This window comes from Balneolaceae bacterium (assembly GCA_034521495.1).
Taxonomy (GTDB): domain Bacteria; phylum Bacteroidota; class Rhodothermia; order Balneolales; family Balneolaceae; genus Rhodohalobacter.
In genome coordinates this window covers 139,881-157,732 of sequence record JAXHMK010000010.1, presented here as the reverse complement: position 1 = coordinate 157,732, position 17,852 = coordinate 139,881, and the positions used below count along the sequence as shown (strand labels likewise).

17 protein-coding genes are annotated in these 17,852 nt (G+C 42.1%); 16 read left to right on the top strand and 1 reads right to left on the bottom strand.

All coding sequences use genetic code 11. The features are described 5' to 3' along the window. Positions 1–75: 75 nt before the first annotated feature. The 13 genes from U5K72_09515 (at position 76) to lexA (ending at position 16,040) form a co-directional block, all read left to right on the top strand. Entirely contained in the window at positions 76–849 is a 774-nt protein-coding gene (locus tag U5K72_09515; GenBank protein ID MDZ7719040.1) for an electron transfer flavoprotein subunit beta/FixA family protein, read from the top strand. A gap of 30 nt (positions 850–879) precedes the next feature. Next, positions 880–1,860 (top strand): electron transfer flavoprotein subunit alpha/FixB family protein, encoded by a 981-nt coding sequence (locus U5K72_09510; GenBank protein ID MDZ7719039.1) that lies wholly within the window; start codon positions 880–882, stop codon positions 1,858–1,860. Between the two features lie 160 nt (positions 1,861–2,020). Next, on the top strand, positions 2,021–3,343 hold the full coding sequence (locus U5K72_09505) for an FAD-dependent oxidoreductase (protein MDZ7719038.1): 1,323 nt from the start codon (positions 2,021–2,023) through the stop codon (positions 3,341–3,343). Between the two features lie 91 nt (positions 3,344–3,434). Continuing rightward, positions 3,435–3,779 carry a four helix bundle protein gene (locus tag U5K72_09500; protein ID MDZ7719037.1) on the top strand — a complete coding sequence of 115 codons (345 nt, stop codon included), beginning with the start codon at positions 3,435–3,437 and terminating at the stop codon, positions 3,777–3,779. A gap of 71 nt (positions 3,780–3,850) precedes the next feature. Beyond that, the gene (locus U5K72_09495) at positions 3,851–4,153 is read left to right on the top strand and encodes a 4Fe-4S binding protein (GenBank protein ID MDZ7719036.1); all 303 of its coding nucleotides are present in this window, start codon (positions 3,851–3,853) and stop codon (positions 4,151–4,153) included. A gap of 221 nt (positions 4,154–4,374) precedes the next feature. After that, entirely contained in the window at positions 4,375–5,562 is a 1,188-nt protein-coding gene (locus U5K72_09490) for an acyl-CoA dehydrogenase family protein (GenBank protein MDZ7719035.1), read from the top strand. Between the two features lie 191 nt (positions 5,563–5,753). Beyond that, positions 5,754–6,062, top strand: a complete 309-nt coding sequence (locus tag U5K72_09485) for a hypothetical protein (protein ID MDZ7719034.1) — start codon at positions 5,754–5,756, stop codon at positions 6,060–6,062. Between the two features lie 292 nt (positions 6,063–6,354). Continuing rightward, positions 6,355–8,724 (top strand): lamin tail domain-containing protein, encoded by a 2,370-nt coding sequence (locus tag U5K72_09480; protein ID MDZ7719033.1) that lies wholly within the window; start codon positions 6,355–6,357, stop codon positions 8,722–8,724. Positions 8,725–8,994: 270 nt separating this feature from the next. After that, positions 8,995–9,315: a hypothetical protein gene (locus U5K72_09475; GenBank protein MDZ7719032.1), complete on the top strand. Its 321-nt coding sequence runs from the start codon at positions 8,995–8,997 to the stop codon at positions 9,313–9,315. A gap of 266 nt (positions 9,316–9,581) precedes the next feature. Beyond that, entirely contained in the window at positions 9,582–10,121 is a 540-nt protein-coding gene (locus U5K72_09470) for a hypothetical protein (protein ID MDZ7719031.1), read from the top strand. 430 nt (positions 10,122–10,551) lie between these two features. Beyond that, complete coding sequence (locus U5K72_09465; GenBank protein ID MDZ7719030.1) at positions 10,552–13,830, top strand: amidohydrolase family protein; 3,279 nt, start codon at positions 10,552–10,554, stop codon at positions 13,828–13,830. Positions 13,831–13,882: 52 nt separating this feature from the next. After that, on the top strand, positions 13,883–15,091 hold the full coding sequence (locus U5K72_09460) for an acyl-CoA dehydrogenase (protein MDZ7719029.1): 1,209 nt from the start codon (positions 13,883–13,885) through the stop codon (positions 15,089–15,091). 289 nt (positions 15,092–15,380) lie between these two features. After that, positions 15,381–16,040, top strand: coding sequence for a transcriptional repressor LexA (lexA, locus tag U5K72_09455; GenBank protein MDZ7719028.1), 660 nt, complete (start codon positions 15,381–15,383; stop codon positions 16,038–16,040). 105 nt (positions 16,041–16,145) lie between these two features. Here the strand turns inward: lexA and U5K72_09450 are convergent, their stop codons facing one another. Next, a complete protein-coding gene (locus U5K72_09450) occupies positions 16,146–16,313 on the bottom strand; it encodes a hypothetical protein (GenBank protein ID MDZ7719027.1) in 168 nt (55 codons plus the stop codon). A 192-nt stretch (positions 16,314–16,505) separates the two neighbouring features. Between U5K72_09450 and rplU the strand changes: the two genes are divergently transcribed. From rplU to U5K72_09435, 3 genes are all read left to right on the top strand, one after another. Further along, positions 16,506–16,814: a 50S ribosomal protein L21 gene (gene rplU, locus U5K72_09445; GenBank protein ID MDZ7719026.1), complete on the top strand. Its 309-nt coding sequence runs from the start codon at positions 16,506–16,508 to the stop codon at positions 16,812–16,814. Between the two features lie 13 nt (positions 16,815–16,827). Beyond that, positions 16,828–17,082 (top strand): 50S ribosomal protein L27, encoded by a 255-nt coding sequence (rpmA, locus tag U5K72_09440; GenBank protein MDZ7719025.1) that lies wholly within the window; start codon positions 16,828–16,830, stop codon positions 17,080–17,082. 61 nt (positions 17,083–17,143) lie between these two features. Next, positions 17,144–17,806, top strand: coding sequence for a fumarylacetoacetate hydrolase family protein (locus U5K72_09435; protein ID MDZ7719024.1), 663 nt, complete (start codon positions 17,144–17,146; stop codon positions 17,804–17,806). Positions 17,807–17,852 lie beyond the last annotated feature (46 nt).

Sequence of the window (17,852 nt, the reverse complement as noted above, 5' to 3'; positions counted from 1 at the left end):
TGAATCCTGTTTTGTATATTTCTTGATACGTCAAAAAAGCGTTTCCACGGCAATTTTTAAAAAGAAACATCAAGTATGAAAATTTCGGTTTGTATTAAGCAGGTACCCGATGTTAATGCACCCATTCAAATCAAAGAAGGACGGCTGATTCAGGATTCAGATCGCAACATTTTAAACGCCTATGATGCTTCTGCGGTGGAGGCTGCTCTGGTTCTGCAAGAGGAGCACGAAATCGATGAAATTGAAGTTGTTTTGATTGGTCCCGAGAAAGCAAAAGAGACGATTCGAAAAGCGCTGGCGATGGGTGCCGATAAGGGCACTCATATCATCACCGAAGATGGCATTTCATATGATTCATTCGCATATGCTCAACTACTGGCTGCATATTTTAAAGAGAACGAATACGATTACATTTTTTGCGGAAAACAGTCCCAGGATACAGACTCCGGGTTAACCGGCTCGATGCTGGCTGAATTTCTAAGCCTCCCCTACTCCACGAATGCTGTTGGACTCGAGATGGCTGACGGCACATTAACTGTGAAACGCCAGGGAGATGCCGGACAGGAAGTGATTGAAGTTCCCTCCCCCGGTCTTGTAACATGCTCCAATGATATGAACGATCCGCGGATTCCCAGCCTGAAAGGAATTATGCAATCGAAACGAAAACCGGTTGACACAGTCTCTGTTTCGGATATGGATATTGATCTCTCGGATGAATCAATTAAAACAAAGATCACATCCTACGAAGAGAAACCGGAACGAAAAGCTGGTGAAAAATTTGAGGGAGAACCAGATGAGATCGCCCGAAAAGTTGCACAACTCCTTGATACGGAAGCGAACGTCATCTAAACAGATTCAACGAATTTAAAAGAATTAAGAATGAGTACACTTCTAACATATATCTCTGTTAACGACGGAAAACTGAAACGATCCTCACTGGAAGTTTTGTCCCGGTGTAATGAGCTTGCTGAAGAGCACGGACACCAATCAGACGCTCTGATAATTGATCCTAACGCAAGCGAAGTTGCTGAAAAAGTAAAAGCCTACGGACCCTCTACGATCTACACGATTGAGGATCCCATCTTTAAAAATCATCTGAATACTCCTCTTTTGAAGGCGCTGGCTACGGCTGTTGATCAGGTTAATCCAGATGTTCTGGCCTTTGCCTCCACCGAAAGTTCGAAAGATATTTTGGGAGCATTGGCTGCAAATCAAAATGCGGCGGCATTGGCGGACGTTTCTGAGTTTGATCTTACCAATGATGGTGTAAAAGCCAAGCGGCCTGTGATGGCTGCAAAAATTATCTCTTCCGTTGAATCAGCAGGATATCCCACCATTTTAACAGTCCGATCCGGTTCGTATGATGTAGTTGAAAAATCCGGCGATTCAGAAATCAAGGAGATTCCATTTTCGTTTGATGAAGGCGATCTGAAAATCACACTGAAAGAGATTATCGGTGCGACCGGAGATAAGATTGATCTCTCTGAAGCGGAAACTGTTGTAGCTGCGGGCCGAGGTGCAAAAGATGAAGAAGGTCAGAAATTGGTCGAAGAGTTGGCATCCCTCCTGAATGGAGCGATTGGTGCGTCCAGAGCTCTAACTGAAGCTGGGATTTATGATCCAAGTTTGCAAATTGGCCAGACCGGAAAAGTGGTTTCCCCTCAACTGTATATTGCCGTTGGAATTTCCGGGGCGATTCAGCACGTGGCCGGAATGGCAAACAGCAAGGTAATTGTGGCCATTAATAAAGACCCCGATGCCCCCATTTTTGATATTGCCGATTACGGAATTGTTGGTGATTTGTATAAAGTTTTACCGCCGTTTATTGAAGAGTTGAAAAAAATAAAGGGGAATAGTTGAGGAGTTTGTGAGTTGGTGAGTTTTCAAAAACATGGAATCGAGATGGCGCAAGCGTCTCGCTTGTGACAATATTACTCAAGACACGAGCGAGACGCTCGCGCTATCATAAAATTCGGAACTCACCAACTCACAAACTCATAGACTCAAAAACTAAAAACCTATGGACGAAAAATTTGATTGTATCATCGTTGGCGCAGGAGTTGCCGGCTTGGCGGCTGCGATGACGCTGGCCCGAAACAACATGAAATTCCTGCTGATTGAACGCGGGGAGTTTGCCGGTGCCAAAAATGTATCCGGTGGTGTGTTGTGGGGAAATGATCTCGCCAAATTGGTTCCCGAATACTGGAAGGAAGATGGAGGATGGGAGCGGTACATCAATCACCGGCGATTGAGTTTTATGGATGAAAAATCTTGCTTCACCGTTGATTTTAAATCCTCCCATTTCAACGAGCCTCCCTACAGCGGCGTTGTGGTTTTGCGATCAAAATTTGACCGGTGGTTGGCTGACAAAGTCCAGGAAGCGATTGATGAGAGTGATTTTGCAATGGAGTCGTTCATCGCCACAAATATTCTGGTTGAAGAGATTTTGATGGAGGATGATAAAGCCGTCGGAATCCGAACCGGTGATGAGAAGTTTTATGCCGATTCAGTGATTATCGCAGAGGGAGTCAATAATTTGTTAACACGCCAGGTTGGACTTCAGGATGATTACGTTCCCGCCGATCACATGCTGACAGGCATCAAAGAGATTATTCGGTTTGATCAACAAAAGCTTGAAGATCGGTTCCAATTGAACGGCAAAAGTGGGATGAGCAACGAGTTTGTCGGTTTTGCAACCGATGGAGTTGAAGGAGGCGGATTCTTGTATACAAACAAAGAAACCATCTCGCTCGGATTGGTTCTCGGAGTGAAAGATCTGAGAGAAAAGGAGAAAAAACCGCACGACATTCTCAATAAGTTTAAAACACACCCGGTGATCTCAGACATTATCAAAGACGGCGAAGTTGTGGAGTATTCCGCACATGTTGTTTCCTCCGGCGATAAGCGAGTGATGCCGAAAAAGCTGTACAAAGATGGTCTCCTGATTTGTGGTGAAGCAGCCAACCTCTTGATGAATGCCGGTAAAGCGATTCAAGGAATGGACTACGCGATGCGATCCGGAATTCTGGCGGCCGAAACGATTGTAGAATCCAAAGAAAAGAATGATTTCAGTGAGCAATCGATGCAACAATATGAAAAGGCGCTGAATGACAGTTACGTGATGAAAGACATCAACAACTTCCAGGATGCGGTTCATCTGCTACACGATCCCATTATGACTCAAAAAATGCCAAATCTGATCTGCGATTTCGGACGAAATTTCTTCACCATCAAAAATCAACCCACAAAAAAAGCCCGAACGATATTGAATAAATCAGTGAAGAAGCACGCATCGTGGTGGGATTTGGTGAAAGTGGGAATAAAAGGTGGGAAAGCTTTATGAGGCAGAACGCAAAAGGCAAAAGTGAAAAGTTCTGTAAGGAAAATTGATTAATCGGTTCATACAGATAACCATTAATCAAAAAATTAAAATTATGTTAGTTCTGAATCACAAAAAGTTAAATGTTTATAAGAAAAGTATTGAACTCGTTTCAGAGATCTACCGCTTAACCGAAAAATTTCCGAATGATGAACGATTTGGCTTGATCTCTCAACTTAGAAGATCGGCAGTTTCTATTCCATCAAATATTGCTGAAGGAGCTTCAAGAAAATCAGAAAATGACCGAAAACGATTTTATCAGATCGCAAGATCGTCTTTGGTGGAATTAGATTCACAGGTTGAAATTTCTATTAATCTTGAATATTTATCTGTTCATGAAATCAAAAAGCTTGAAAGTAGAGCTAATGAAGTATTTGCAATGCTTTCGAAGATGGTTTAGGAACTACTTTTGCCCTTTGCGTTTTGCCTTTTCACTCATTCTTTAATTGAATAGAAACACATTCGCAAACTATGAAATTACTAAATCTCCCCGAACGGCTCGGCCTCGTCAACTACCGAAATCAGGCAAAATCGGATATCAAAGCACACATTAAGGTAGATACGGATATCTGTAACTCAACGTGTCCGCATAAGGCGACGACCTATACCTGTCCCGCTAATTGCTATACTGTGGACGATGAAGGTATCGTGCATTTCCAGGTAGAAGATTGCATTGAGTGCGGCACGTGCATGTATGCCTGTGATCAGGGAGCCGTGAGTTGGGAATATCCCGATCCGGAGATTGGCCGTGGAGTCAACTGGAATTTTGGATAGTCAATCAGGCTGATGGTAAGAGTCATCTGATGAGTGTACCCGGCAGGTTTCCCATTCTTCGATCAGCCACTCATCGGATGACTTAGTTTGATTTCAGCTTCAACGAACCATCACATTTTTTCCTTCACAAAACGAAATTTCCTTAAGGATTTATAAATGAATTCCACTTGGAAATCGTTATCTTTTGGAAGCGTTTCCAAAACTATAAAATAACTCTATTCATGAATCTGAATTTATTAGAAAAGAAGAACGATTTATCATTCGAGCTGTCTCAAGATCATCAAATGATTCGCGATTCTGTCCGTGATTTTACTGAGCGTCATATTGCCCCGGATGTAATCGAAAGAGATCAAAAAAAAGAGTTTCCCCACGATATCATCAAAATGCTGGCCGACCAGGGACTTCTGGGAATTTATCACAGCGAGGAATATGGAGGCGCGGGGTTTGATACGGTTAGCTTTTGCCTGGCGCTGGAAGAAATTGCCCGGTGGGATGCGTCCATTGCCTTGACCGTAGCATCTCACACGTCCCTTGCCAGCGGACATATCGCCCTGGCTGGAAACCATCAACAAAAAAAGAAGTACCTCACTCCTCTTGCCAAAGGCGAAAAACTGGGTGGATGGTGTCTGACCGAGCCCGGTAGTGGTAGTGATTCTTCTAATCTATCAACTACAGCCACCAAAGAGGGCAATCACTGGATTCTGAATGGGACAAAAACATTTATTACACAGGGATCTGTGGGGAAAATCTATATAGTACTTGCCAAAACCGATCCCGAGAAAGGTACAAAAGGAATCAGTGCATTTATTGTTGAGCGTGAGTGGGACGGCGTGCAGCCCGGGGAACCGATCCACAAATTGGGAATGAACACCTCTGATACGGCTGAAATTGTATTTGATAATGTGAAAGTGCCGGAAGAGAATCTTTTGGGTGAGTTGAACCAAGGCTTTATTGACACAATGAAAGTGCTGGACGGCGGACGAATTGGAATCGGTGCGATCTCTGTGGGAATAGCCCGTGGCGCCCTGGAAGAATCGATGAAATATGCCAAAGAGAGAAAGCAGTTTGGCAAACCCATTGGAGATTTCCAGGCCATTGAGCATAAAATTGTAAATATGGCCACCGAGATTGACGCAGCAAGATTATTAGTTCACCGTGCAGCAAAAAGCAAAGATCTTGAGAAACCATTTACCAAAGAAGCTTCGATGGCCAAACTGTTTGCATCCGAAATGGCTGAACGGGCTGCTCTTGAAGCGATACAAATCCACGGGGGATACGGCTACACAAAAGAATATCATGTAGAGCGATTTCTTCGGGATGTGAAACTGATGACGATTGGCGAGGGTACATCCGAAATCCAGCGGCTTATTTTGGCGAGAGAGATCAAAAAAGAGATGGGATACAGCTAAGACTCCGTTAAAATCTCTTAATTTTTAAGCATATCGTAGCATTTGAGTTGATTTATTAAGAGATGAAATTTATTGTGCTTCTGTAATTTTTTTAAGATTGACTTCATTTCATGTATTTGTAGGGGTACAAAATCACGCATGAAATCCCCACTCATCAAGGGGACATCGACTAACTATTAACTGGGTGCTTTATGAAACAGATCGCTACGATTCTATTTTCATTTCTATTGGTATTTACTTTTTTGGGGAGTGCGAGCGGGCAGACTACACTTATTAACGATGATTTTGATTCGGGAGAAAATGGTAAAGGACAAATCGGTTCAACTTTAGATTTAACTGGAGTTGATTGGAATGTAGATGTTTCAAATGGTGAGTTTTCTGATAATGATGATTTTTTTGCCGTTAAAAACAAAATTTTTGAAGCTCAAGATGTAGGTGGAGATGTGATTTGGGAAAGCGAATCATTTAGTATCAGTGGATATACCAATATTGACATTTGATGCAATTGACGTCAGTGCAGCTGACAGATGATTTTGAAGCTTCATCTGATTATCATGTTGAAGTTGATAATGCAATTAATGACGATGGAAGATCTGAAGCATTTTCATGATGGAACAGTCGATGACAAGTGTTAGTTGATATCCAGATGTTTTATGGAATCACACGATGATTAGCAAGTTCAACTCCAAAATTTTACTACCGAATTACAGGTTCAGGATCAAATGCATATAGTCAGTATAACAATTAGACAATAATGCAGGATCTGAAATTTTTAGGTTTGACAATCTGAGTGTGATAGAATCTAATATAACACCTGAACCATCAAACCATGTTACAAATTTCAGTGCAAGTTCATCCAGCATATCTGAAATTGATTTAAGCTGGACCGATGCTTCCGGTTCCACACCTCCTGAAAATTATCTCATTTTGATTAATGAATCAGGTTCATTCACAGCTCCCTCAGATGGAACAGAACAATCAGATGACACCGATCTTTCAGACGGAAGTGGGGTTTTAAATATAGCACAAGGAGTTGAATCTGCTACAATTTCGGGATTGGATTCGAATACACAGTATTATTTTGAAATCTATCCCTACACCAATTTGGGATCAAATATAGATTACAAAACAGATGGTACAATTCCTTCAGCAAATGTTTCGACTCTTGAAAAACCAGATTTAGTATTGAATGAAATACTATCCGATCCGGATGGCGATGCAAATGGCGACGGGACTGTAGATACATTCGATGATGAATTTTTGGAGTTTGTAAATATTGGGAGTTCAGATATTGATATTTCTAATTGGGTACTATCTGATGAAACAGCCGATAGACACACGTTTCCAGCCGGAACAATTTTAAAACCTAATCAGGCAATTGTCATTTTTGATGGTGGAACTCCAACGGGTGATTTTGGAGGATCAATTATCCAAACAGCTGGAAATCTGAGTTTAAATAATGGTGGTGAAAAAATTACTGTAACGGATGGTGCCGGGAATTTACTCATTGAAGAGATATATGCCGGAGCAACCCAAGAATCCGAAACCAGGAGCCCAGATCTAACTGGAACTTTCGAAGATCACACCACGGCTGATACTGAGGATGCTTCTGAGTTTTCACCCGGTACAAGAATCGACGGATTTGCTTTCCACCCCAGAGTTGAAATTACAGGAAATGAAGGCTGGCGCATGCTATCTACTCCTACATCAGATAATAAATACCATGATCTGTTGAATAATATCTGGACACAGTGCTCTGGTGGTGCCGATTATAATGGATCCAGTTGTAGCTCTACAGATGAACCGAATGTGCAATTCTATAATGTTAGTACTGATCAATTTGAAGGGGTCAGTGATTTAGATGGTACTGGCACAATCGGAGAGATGACTCCCGGACAAGGTTTTATCGTATATGTCTATTCTGATGATGATTTTGATGGCTCAGCAGATGGATTCCCAAAAACTCTTGAAATGTTTGGAACAGAAAATAATGGAATCATAGATCCTCCTCTAAATGCAGGTTCCGATGCGGCTACATTGGTTGGCAATCCTTTTCTGGTGCCTATTGACTGGGACGATCTGACAAAAACTGACCTAACTGGTACAGCTTATGTTTACGATCATTCTTATGGAACTATCAGTGGTTCACCTGATGAAGAGGCCTCAGGAGTAAGCGGCAGTTACAGGGCATGGAGCAGTTCACCACAAACAGGTTCACTTAGTGATGGTTTAATAGCTCCGCTTCAGGCTTTTTGGGTCATAAACAGTAGTAGCACTCCTTCTCCAGATCTAAAAATGAGTAGAAACGCATCCGTTAAAGGTGGTTCTTTTTATAAAAAAAATAAAAATGACATTCCAAAAATACAGTTACGAGCTGAAAACAAGTATATGTTCAATGAAGCATATATTTCTTTCAATATTGATGGATTGATTGGAAAAGACTCTGCAGATGGTTACGAACTAACACCCCTCGATCACGGCAATTACATCTCCCTCTCCACCGAAGTTGAAGGCACCCAGATGGATATCAACAATTTGCCGGTTGAATTGTATAATCCAGTTGAGATTCCACTGCACGTACAGGCGTTTGAGGCCGTTGAATCTGGTTGGTCACTGATGGGCGGCGAGGTTACACTCTCCTGGCCGGAAATGAATAATATTCCTTCTGATTGGGAAATTACGCTGACCGATACAAAACTGAACAGAACAGTTGACCTAAAAAACACAAACAATTATGTGTTTGAAGCGGAAGGAAGTCGGGCGAAAATTGCCAACAAAGAACCTTTTAGTCCATTCAATCCCAAACCATTTCAAAAAGAGAAAGCTGTCAGTGATGCCCGGTTCCTGATTACCATCAATCCGAATGTACCAGATGGACTGATTGACGATAATATCCCGGACCAATTCACTCTTGAACAAAACTATCCAAATCCATTCAATCCAACCACCAACATCAAGTTTGAAATCGCAGAGACCAGCGATGTTACGTTAAACATTTACAACGTAATGGGCCAACGAGTTGCCACGCTTGTGAATGAGGTCAAAGCTCCCGGCACATACGAAATCGCCTGGGATGCACAAGAGATGGCGAGTGGCATTTATTATTACAGGCTCAGAGCTGGTGGTGTGGTATTCAATCGTCAGATGACGTTGATAAAGTAACGTGAATTTTATGCGGCAGAAGCAAACGTCAATAAGGTCATTCTGAGCTTGACTCAGAATCTCCAAGCTCGAATCAAAACGGTGATCCTGAATCAAAGCCTGTCACGAATCGTTGGAGTTCATAATGGTAAAAACGTTCAAAAAAATAAGTTTAATGCTTAACTCATGCTATGAAAGATGAAGTGCTTGATCTATTTTCTGATTGTTATTGAGAAAATTTTTAATACCTGACAAATCTGATGATTTTTACATTACCGTACATTGCACAAAATGGATAAGAATACAGAACGAGAACTTCGGGAGAAGCTTCAGGCGGAAGAGAGGAAACGAGCGTTAAACAGACATTTTGGAGAAAATTACAATAAGTATGCTGAAGCAGCGATTATCTTTTTCGGGACGCTTGGTCCACTCTATTTTTTGTTCTACTTAGCGCATTGGGTATTCATGTTTAATTTTGGTATTGCCATCGGGTTTTTAGACATCAATATAAACTGGATTGCTCCTCTTATTCATGGTGCCATTTGGATCGCTGCCATCTACAGCGTTTACAGAAAAAGATCTATTCTGGACGATTTGTATAAACGATTATAGTACTCATTAAATATCACAAATCTCCAGATCACGTAAAAACAGCCGACGATTCAATCATAGATATACGAGAGTGATTTTTTATCCAACTCACCTTTCACTCTCAGAATAATCTCATCTCTCACATGAATATGTGATAATACTATAGGGTCGTTAAGTTATTAATTATCAATATATATAAGTCTTCTTTAAAAATCAATATTTTATGTGCAACTAAATCATTGTAATCCGTTAGATATCATATAACCTGAACATAAATCATCACGACTATGAAAAAAATAATTAAGACTATCGCGGCTCTCTTGTTTATGACGGTTGTCCTGATCTCTTGCGGCGAACGCGGACCCGTTGGACCCGAAGGACCTCCAGGACCACCCGGGCAGGACGGAGCTGAAATTTTACCCACATCCTTTGAATTCAACGCAACGTTATCACCGGAAAATAACTTTGAATTTTTCAATGAGATACCTGGTGATATTGATATTATTGATTCGGATGTAGTCATCGCTTTTGTGTTTGAAGATTATATCGAAGAAGACGATCTGGACGTCTGGCGACAAATCCCCATTACGGAATTCAATTCAAAAGGTACTATCCTTCTTGATTTCGATTTCACAATGGTTGATGTTCGAGTTTTCCTTGATGCAAATTATCCCCTTACAGCCTCAGACGGCTACCAGGATATGTTAATTCGGGCCGTGCATATCCCGGCAAATTTCGCTTCAAAAATGAAAACAGATGCTTTGAAAAACATCCAATCTCCGGATGAACTGGAGCAATTTTTGGGAGTTGAGATACGGAAGTTATGATTTTACCCATCCGTCTGACCGCTTTGAGCGGTCTGACGGTTACTTTAGGCTCAACCGGTATTTTCAAATTCAGACGGTTTTATTCCATATGCACATCTTAAAGTGGCGACCCTGAACTGGTCGTCTTTTTACTTGTTAAACATGGTATTTTTTCTTGCCATCCCATTTGTTTGAAATACTCGAAGTGTTGGAAATCTTTCAAATATTTGAGTTGAATCGAAAAATACCATGTTTCTTCTTTGTTTCAGTCAACGTTAACCAGTCCAGACATTGTATTTTTCTTACCCTCATAAAACTTGTAGACAGATCCAATTCAATTGCCAATATTGAATGTTTTGCCACTCTTAAAAAATACAATGTCTTTTCTACGTTTCTCCTGAACTTTTATTAACATCCAAGCAAATTCAATCAAAAAGAAAAGTCTGTTATTATGAAACGCCTCCTCCTATTATTTACCCTGATCTTTTGTTACTCCTCTCTCCTATCCGCACAGGATGAAAATGGAGAAGAAGATTGGGATGTCACCGAACATCGAGCTGAGACTGAACAAGTTAGTTTTGAAACAACTGAAGGCACATGGATGAATCTTGATGTGAGTCCTGATGGCGAAGAGGTTGTTTTTGATCTTCTTGGAAATATTTATGTGATGCCGATTGAGGGCGGTGAAGCGGAAGTAATCAGAGAAAGTATCGCCTATGAAGTTCAGCCGCGATTTAGTCCGGACGGATCTAAAATTTCATTCACAAGCGATGCCGGCGGTGGCGATAATATTTGGGTGATGAACCGGGACGGATCAAATGCCCGGCAAGTGTCGGAAGAAGATTTCAGATTACTGAATAATGCGGATTGGACACCCGATGGAAATTACTTGGTCGCGCGTAAACATTTCACTTCCACAAGATCTTTGGGTGCCGGAGAGATCTGGATGTTTCATATGACCGGGGGCTCGGGAATTCAATTAACGGAACGGCCGAATGATCAGCAGGATGTGGGACAACCGGTCGTATCTCCCGACGGACGATATGTGTACTACAGCCAGGATGTGTACCCGGGCGGTTATTTTCAATACAACAAAGACCCAAACAGCCAGATTTATGCGATCAACCGGTATGACCGAGAGGAAGGCGACATTGAGCGAGTGACCGGCGGACCGGGTGGAGCGATCTCTCCTACCATCTCACCGGATGGTACAAAATTGGCTTTTATCAAACGAGTACGTACCAAATCTGTTCTGTATATCCGGGATTTGGAAACCGGAATTGAACGGCCGGTTTATGATAATATGAGTCCCGATCAACAGCAGGCGTGGGCAATTTTTGGACCCTATACCAATATCGACTGGACGCCGGATGGCAACCATCTTGTGTTCTGGGCGCAGGGAAAAATCAACAAATTGAATGTGGAGACATTAGCGGTTGAAGAAATTCCGTTTGAAGCTAAAATCAATTATGAAGTAGCCGATGCCGTACAATACGAATTTGATCCCGCTCCCGAAAAATTTACAGCGAAAGCAATTCGCCATGCCGTTACCTCTCCCGATGGTGAAACAGTGGTGTTCAACGCAGCCGGATATCTCTGGAAAAAGGATCTGCCAAACGGAACTCCTGAACGGCTGACGAACGAATCAAACCTGGAATTTGAACCCTCATTTTCTGCTGACGGAAGCAAACTTGTGTATGTAACCTGGCATGATGTGGAGATGGGAAAAATTAAAGTGTTGGATATGACGCAGGAGAATGCCATACCGGAAACCATCACAGATCGAAAAGGAATCTATCGGGAACCCTCATTTTCTCCGGACGGCGAAACCATCCTCTTCAGAAGAGAAGACGGCAATAATCACCAGGGACATGCTTATACCGTCAATCCCGGAATTTATACAATGCCGGTAACAGGCGGCGAACAAACGTTGATTCATGATGATGGTGAAAACCCGATGTTTAACGCAGACGGATCACGGATTTTCTACCTCGGTGGCTCCTACCTGGAAAATGAATTCAGATCGATGAATCTGAATGGAGAAGATCATAAGACTCATTTCTCATCCAAATATGCGAATAATTTTGTACCAAGCCCAAATAATGAGTGGGTTGCGTTTAACGAGCTATTCAAAGTGTACATCGCCCCAATGCCCGAAGTTGGCAGTGGAATTGAGCTGAATGCCGATACAAAAGCCATTCCGGTAACCCATGTAGCGAAAGATGCCGGAATCAGCCTGAATTGGTCGAATGACGGGAACCAACTTCACTGGACACTCGGGGAGAATTATTATTCGGTTGAACTTCAGGAAGCGTTTGACTTTCTGAATGGTGAAACGGATGAAGAACTTCCGCTTGGAACCAATGAAGGAATCGATATTGGTCTTGAACTGGAGATGGATATTCCCTCAGGAACGGTCGCTTTCACAAATGTCCATATCATCACAATGAATGGTGATGAGGTGATTGAAAACGGAACAATCATTATCAATCGAAACCGAATTGAATCTGTCGGAACTGTGGATGAGGTAGAAATCCCTGCGGAAGCGCATGTGATTGATGCAGAAGGAAAAACCATCATGCCGGGATTTGTAGATGCACATGCTCACATCGGAAATTTTCGACAAGGGTTGAGTCCGAATCAGCAGTGGGAATATTTTGCAAACCTGGCGTATGGGGTTACAACTGCACATGACCCGTCCTCAGATACCGAGATGATTTTCTCTCAATCCGAGATGGTGAAAGCCGGAAATATGGTGGGGCCGCGTATCTTCTCTACCGGACGAATTCTGTACGGAGCCGATGCAGAATATAAAGCTGTTGTCAACAATCTTGAGGATGCTCGCTCGGCTGTTCGGCGAACAAAAGCGTTTGGAGCTACCTCCGTAAAAAGTTACAATCAGCCGCGACGTGATCAGCGTCAGCAGGTCCTTCAGGCCGCTCGTGAAATCGGCATTAATGTGATGCCGGAAGGCGGATCAACTTTTACCCATAATATGAGCATGATTATTGACGGGCACACCGGAATTGAACATAATGTACCGATCTATCCGCTTTATAATGATGTTTTGACGCTATGGTCGAATACAGAAGTTGGATATACACCAACACTTGTTGTGAATTATGGAAGCATGAGCGGTGAATATTATTGGTATCAACACTCCAATGTTTGGGAGAAAGAACGGCTGCTGAACTTCACCCCTCGTGCTATTATTGATTCGCGATCCAGACACAGAACCATGGTTCCCGAAGAGGAATATGAAATGGGGCATATGTTCAGCGCCGCCTCGGCTAATGACCTGCATGATCTTGGAGTCACAGTCAATATTGGTGCTCATGGTCAGCTACAGGGACTCGGTGCCCATTGGGAAACCTGGATGTTTGAGCAAGGTGGAATGAGCAATCACGAAGCACTGAAGGTAGCAACAATTAATGGTGCAAATTATATTGGAGTAGGAGAACATCTCGGTTCACTTGAAGAAGGTAAACTTGCCGACCTGATTGTGATTGACGGAAATCCGCTTGAAAATTTACGTGATACCGAAAACGTTGTTTATACGATGGTCAACGGCCGGTTGTATGATGCATCAACCATGAATGAGATTGGAAATCATCCTGATGAGCGTCTCCCCTTTTGGTGGGAACAGCTCGATTATGATGAGCAATTCGACTGGCATGCCATCATCGAATCGGATAACGTGATTCAGTGCAGTTGCCAAACGAAGCATTAGATTTTTAGCTGTCAGACTTCAGCTTCCATAACGCAAAAAATCAAAAAACTTTATGTCTAAGAATAACTTCAACATCGATGACGCCTACCTCTTCGAATCTGAACTCACGGAAGATAATCGAATGGTGATGGAGACTGCCCGCGAGTATGCACAATCAAAACTGGAACCACGTGCTTTAGAGGGAAATCAGGATGAGGTATTTGATCTGTCCATCGCTAAAGAGATGGGTGAAATTGGGCTTCTCGGCTCAACCATCGATCCTAAATATGGGGGAGCCGGTGTGAGCGAAACGGCTTATGGTTTAATCGCCCGTGAAGTGGAACGGGTGGACTCGGGATATCGGTCGTTTATGTCCGTTCAATCATCTTTGGTGATGTACCCGATCTCCATTTTTGGCACTGAAGAGCAGAAAGAACGTTTTCTTCCAAGGTTGGCAACCGGCGAGATTATCGGATGCTTCGGGTTGACGGAGCCCGATCACGGTTCTGATCCAGCTTCCATGAGCACAACAGCATTAAAAACCGAGGGTGGCTGGACATTGAACGGTGCTAAAATGTGGATCACCAACTCGCCGATTGCCGATGTTGCCGTGGTCTGGGCAAAGGCAAAAGAGAATAAAAACGATGAACCAGTCATTCGTGGATTTTTGGTTGAAAAAGGAATGGAGGGATTTTCAGCTCCGCCCACCAAACACAAGATGAGTTTGAGAGCTTCATCCACAGGAGAACTGGTTTTTGAAGATGTATTCGTGCCTGATAAAAATGTTTTTCCTGATATTAGAGGATTAAAGGGACCATTTATGTGTCTTAACAGTGCCCGTTATGGAATTGCCTGGGGAGCTGTGGGAGCGGCTGAATTTTGTTATCACAAAGCTCGTCAGTATGTCTCAGACCGAACTCAATTCGGGAAACCGATCGCCGCCAATCAATTACCGCAAACCAAACTGGCAAATATGTTGACCGATATTACGTCCATGCAGATGCTCGCCTGGCGTTTAGGTCAATTAAAGGATTCAGGGCGACTGCATCCAAGCATGGTATCTCTCGCCAAAAGAAATAATGTAAGCAAGGCATTGGACATAGCACGGACCTCAAGAGATATGCATGGCGGTAATGGAATATCCGGAGAATACCGCGTCATTCACCACATGATGAACCTTGAATCGGTCAACACCTACGAGGGAACGTATGATATTCACGGTCTGATTTTGGGAAGAGAGATTACCGGTATCCAAGCGTTTACGCCGAAGGGAAATGAGTGAAATTCAAAAATGAAATAGGCAGTAGGCAGTAGGCAGTAGGCAAAGTTATATTGCCAACTGTCAACTGCCTACTTTTCTACCAATGAATACAGATGATAATTTGGAATTTCTCAGATCTATCTTCATTCAATATGAGCCTCCAAAGCCTTATCCCAATCTGTATCTGATCTGCCATTTCAAAACATTAACCTAAAGATACCTTTCAGGAAAAATTAAAAATCATGCCATTGTATTTAATAAAAGTTCTTTGTTTATTACACATGTATTGCACATAATCTAAATTGTCACTATGGATAATGCCCAACTTACCCGAAAACAGAAGGAGTTTTTTGATTTCATCATCGACTATAAAAAAGAGCACGATGTTTGGCCAACCTACAGGGAAATAGCCGAAGCATTTAACTATAAATCCCCTAATAGCGTAACCCAAAATATACAGGCTCTTCTCAAAAAAGGATACCTGATTAAAACAGATGACGATGAATATGATATTCATCCGGATTACGAGGGTAATCTTGGAATTAAGAAAAGCACCGGCATTCCGGTTCGCGGACTGATTGCAGCCGGATATCTGCAGGAGGCTGTAGAGGCCGATCTTGGTACAATAACCCTTGAAACTCTTTTTCCCAACATGGATGATATGTTTGCATTGCGGGTTTCCGGCATGAGTATGAAAGATGCTGGCATTTATGATGGAGATTTCGTCCTTCTGATGGATAAAGATGTGAAAGATGGAGATATTGGCGCTGTTTTATACAATGGTGAGACCAGTTTGAAACGCATCTACTCTGATAATGACGGTTTGAGATTAGAACCCGCTAATGAAGAGTTTGATGATATTGTGATAGAACCGGATGTATTTGAGGAGGTGCGAATTATCGGTAAATACATTGGTCACGTGAACCGAACGGGGATTCACAAAGGAATTCCGACCAAGAAAGCGAGCTAATGTTAATCATGAGAATAGCGCGATCGTCTCGCTCGTGCTCCTTACATCAGGCACAAGCGAGACACTTGCGCCATCATCAGAACAGTCTTGAGTAATGAGAGAATGTCAGCTTTTCTCTTTTTGATCTTTCTTTGTGATGAGCCGCCCATTAGCATCTTTTCTGGACTCAAAAAGTTGTGAATCTTTAATCCAGGCGCGACCGCCATCATGTTGAAGTTTCTTAGTGTTCTTGTATTTAAATGCTTGTTTATGCAGATCTGGTAATTTACCCATAGTATTAATTTGCGTAGATCAGTAAATGATAGTTTAAAATGAAATTACACTCTTCATTCCTCACACTCAAAAAAAATTTCAACAATCCGTGCAGGTTGAAAAACATAACTAATAGTAGTTTCAATTCACTTTTAAAACTACTATCTTTGGAGTCTATTCAAAATTTGAACAAACAATAAGAAATTAACTCATATGTACGCTATCGTAAAAATTGGCGGGCATCAATATAAGGTTGCTGAAGACCAAACAATTTTTGTTAACAGACTTTCCTCTGACGATGAAAATATCACACTGGATGAAGTTCTTCTGGTGAAAGATGAGAAAGGAAAAGTTAAAATCGGCAAACCCACTGTAAAAGGTGCTAAAGTAGAAGCAAAAATCGTAGAACACCTGAAAGCCGATAAAGTAATGGTTTTCAAAAAGAAACGAAGAAAAGGATATCGAGTTAAGAACGGGCACAGACAGCCTATAACTCAACTTCAAATCGAAAAAATTTCTTAATACGAGGTAAATTATGGCGCATAAGAAAGGTCAAGGATCGACAAGAAACGGACGAGATTCAGAATCGAAACGACTGGGAGTAAAGAAATATGGTGGTGAAGTTGTGCGTGCCGGAAATATTATCGTACGGCAGCGAGGCACTAAATTCCATCCCGGTGAAAATGTAGGCCGCGGCGGCGATGACACTCTCTTCGCCCTTGTTGACGGCCAGGTTACTTTCCGAACCAGAGGTAATGGACGCAAATACATCTCTGTAGAGGAAGCATAAAATTTTATTTTTTTTACAGCCCTGATAACAATGTTGTCAGGGCTTTTTTTATTTTGGGGTTATGGATTATACAATAAAAGAATATCCCCAACTTCAATTCGGCTCTGTATATTGTATTGGCCGAAATTATGCCAGACATATCAAAGAGATGAAAAGCAGGCAAACGGAGGAACCAGTTGTTTTTCTAAAACCGAGAAGCAGCCTTCTTTTTAATGAAGAAACCATTCAATTACCCCGTCGTTCATCAACTGTTCACCATGAAGTAGAGCTGGTATTGCTTATTGGTCAGGAGGTTAAAAATTGTACTGTTGCCGATGCACTCAAGTTTATCCGGGCGATAGCGGTTGGCATTGATGTAACTGCCCGGGATATTCAATCTGCTGCAAAGAGTAACGGCTTGCCCTGGACTCTCTCAAAAGGTCTTAACACATTTGCTCCTGTTGGAAATTTTGTTGAATTCAACTCATCAATAGATCTGCAAAATCTAAATATTCGGATACATGTAAATGGTGAAGTTCGCCAGGATGGAAATACCTTAAATATGCTTTTTTCTCCGTCTGATATTATATCTTATCTGTCACATCATTTTACCCTTAATCCGGGGGATCTAATTTTTACAGGAACTCCTGATGGTGTAAGCCCCATTGTTGATGGGGATGTTGTGGAAGCATCCATTGGAAATCAACTTTCAACCTTAAAAGTATATGTTCAGTCCAGTATTTAAATATATAATCCTGTTTTTCGGGATTTGTGGATTTGTTTTACCTCAG

What these genes read in the sequence shown, in the direction of transcription:
- U5K72_09465 (MDZ7719030.1), top strand. Translation starts at nt 10,552, where the DNA reads ATGAAACGCCTCCTCCTATTATTTACCCTGATCTTTTGTTACTCCTCT.
- U5K72_09470 (MDZ7719031.1), top strand. Translation starts at nt 9,582, where the DNA reads ATGAAAAAAATAATTAAGACTATCGCGGCTCTCTTGTTTATGACGGTT.
- U5K72_09450 (MDZ7719027.1), bottom strand. Translation starts at nt 16,313, where the DNA reads ATGGGTAAATTACCAGATCTGCATAAACAAGCATTTAAATACAAGAAC.
- U5K72_09515 (MDZ7719040.1), top strand. Translation starts at nt 76, where the DNA reads ATGAAAATTTCGGTTTGTATTAAGCAGGTACCCGATGTTAATGCACCC.
- rpmA (MDZ7719025.1), top strand. Translation starts at nt 16,828, where the DNA reads ATGGCGCATAAGAAAGGTCAAGGATCGACAAGAAACGGACGAGATTCA.
- lexA (MDZ7719028.1), top strand. Translation starts at nt 15,381, where the DNA reads ATGGATAATGCCCAACTTACCCGAAAACAGAAGGAGTTTTTTGATTTC.
- rplU (MDZ7719026.1), top strand. Translation starts at nt 16,506, where the DNA reads ATGTACGCTATCGTAAAAATTGGCGGGCATCAATATAAGGTTGCTGAA.
- U5K72_09510 (MDZ7719039.1), top strand. Translation starts at nt 880, where the DNA reads ATGAGTACACTTCTAACATATATCTCTGTTAACGACGGAAAACTGAAA.
- U5K72_09490 (MDZ7719035.1), top strand. Translation starts at nt 4,375, where the DNA reads ATGAATCTGAATTTATTAGAAAAGAAGAACGATTTATCATTCGAGCTG.
- U5K72_09485 (MDZ7719034.1), top strand. Translation starts at nt 5,754, where the DNA reads ATGAAACAGATCGCTACGATTCTATTTTCATTTCTATTGGTATTTACT.
- U5K72_09475 (MDZ7719032.1), top strand. Translation starts at nt 8,995, where the DNA reads ATGGATAAGAATACAGAACGAGAACTTCGGGAGAAGCTTCAGGCGGAA.
- U5K72_09500 (MDZ7719037.1), top strand. Translation starts at nt 3,435, where the DNA reads ATGTTAGTTCTGAATCACAAAAAGTTAAATGTTTATAAGAAAAGTATT.
- U5K72_09435 (MDZ7719024.1), top strand. Translation starts at nt 17,144, where the DNA reads ATGGATTATACAATAAAAGAATATCCCCAACTTCAATTCGGCTCTGTA.
- U5K72_09505 (MDZ7719038.1), top strand. Translation starts at nt 2,021, where the DNA reads ATGGACGAAAAATTTGATTGTATCATCGTTGGCGCAGGAGTTGCCGGC.
- U5K72_09460 (MDZ7719029.1), top strand. Translation starts at nt 13,883, where the DNA reads ATGTCTAAGAATAACTTCAACATCGATGACGCCTACCTCTTCGAATCT.
- U5K72_09495 (MDZ7719036.1), top strand. Translation starts at nt 3,851, where the DNA reads ATGAAATTACTAAATCTCCCCGAACGGCTCGGCCTCGTCAACTACCGA.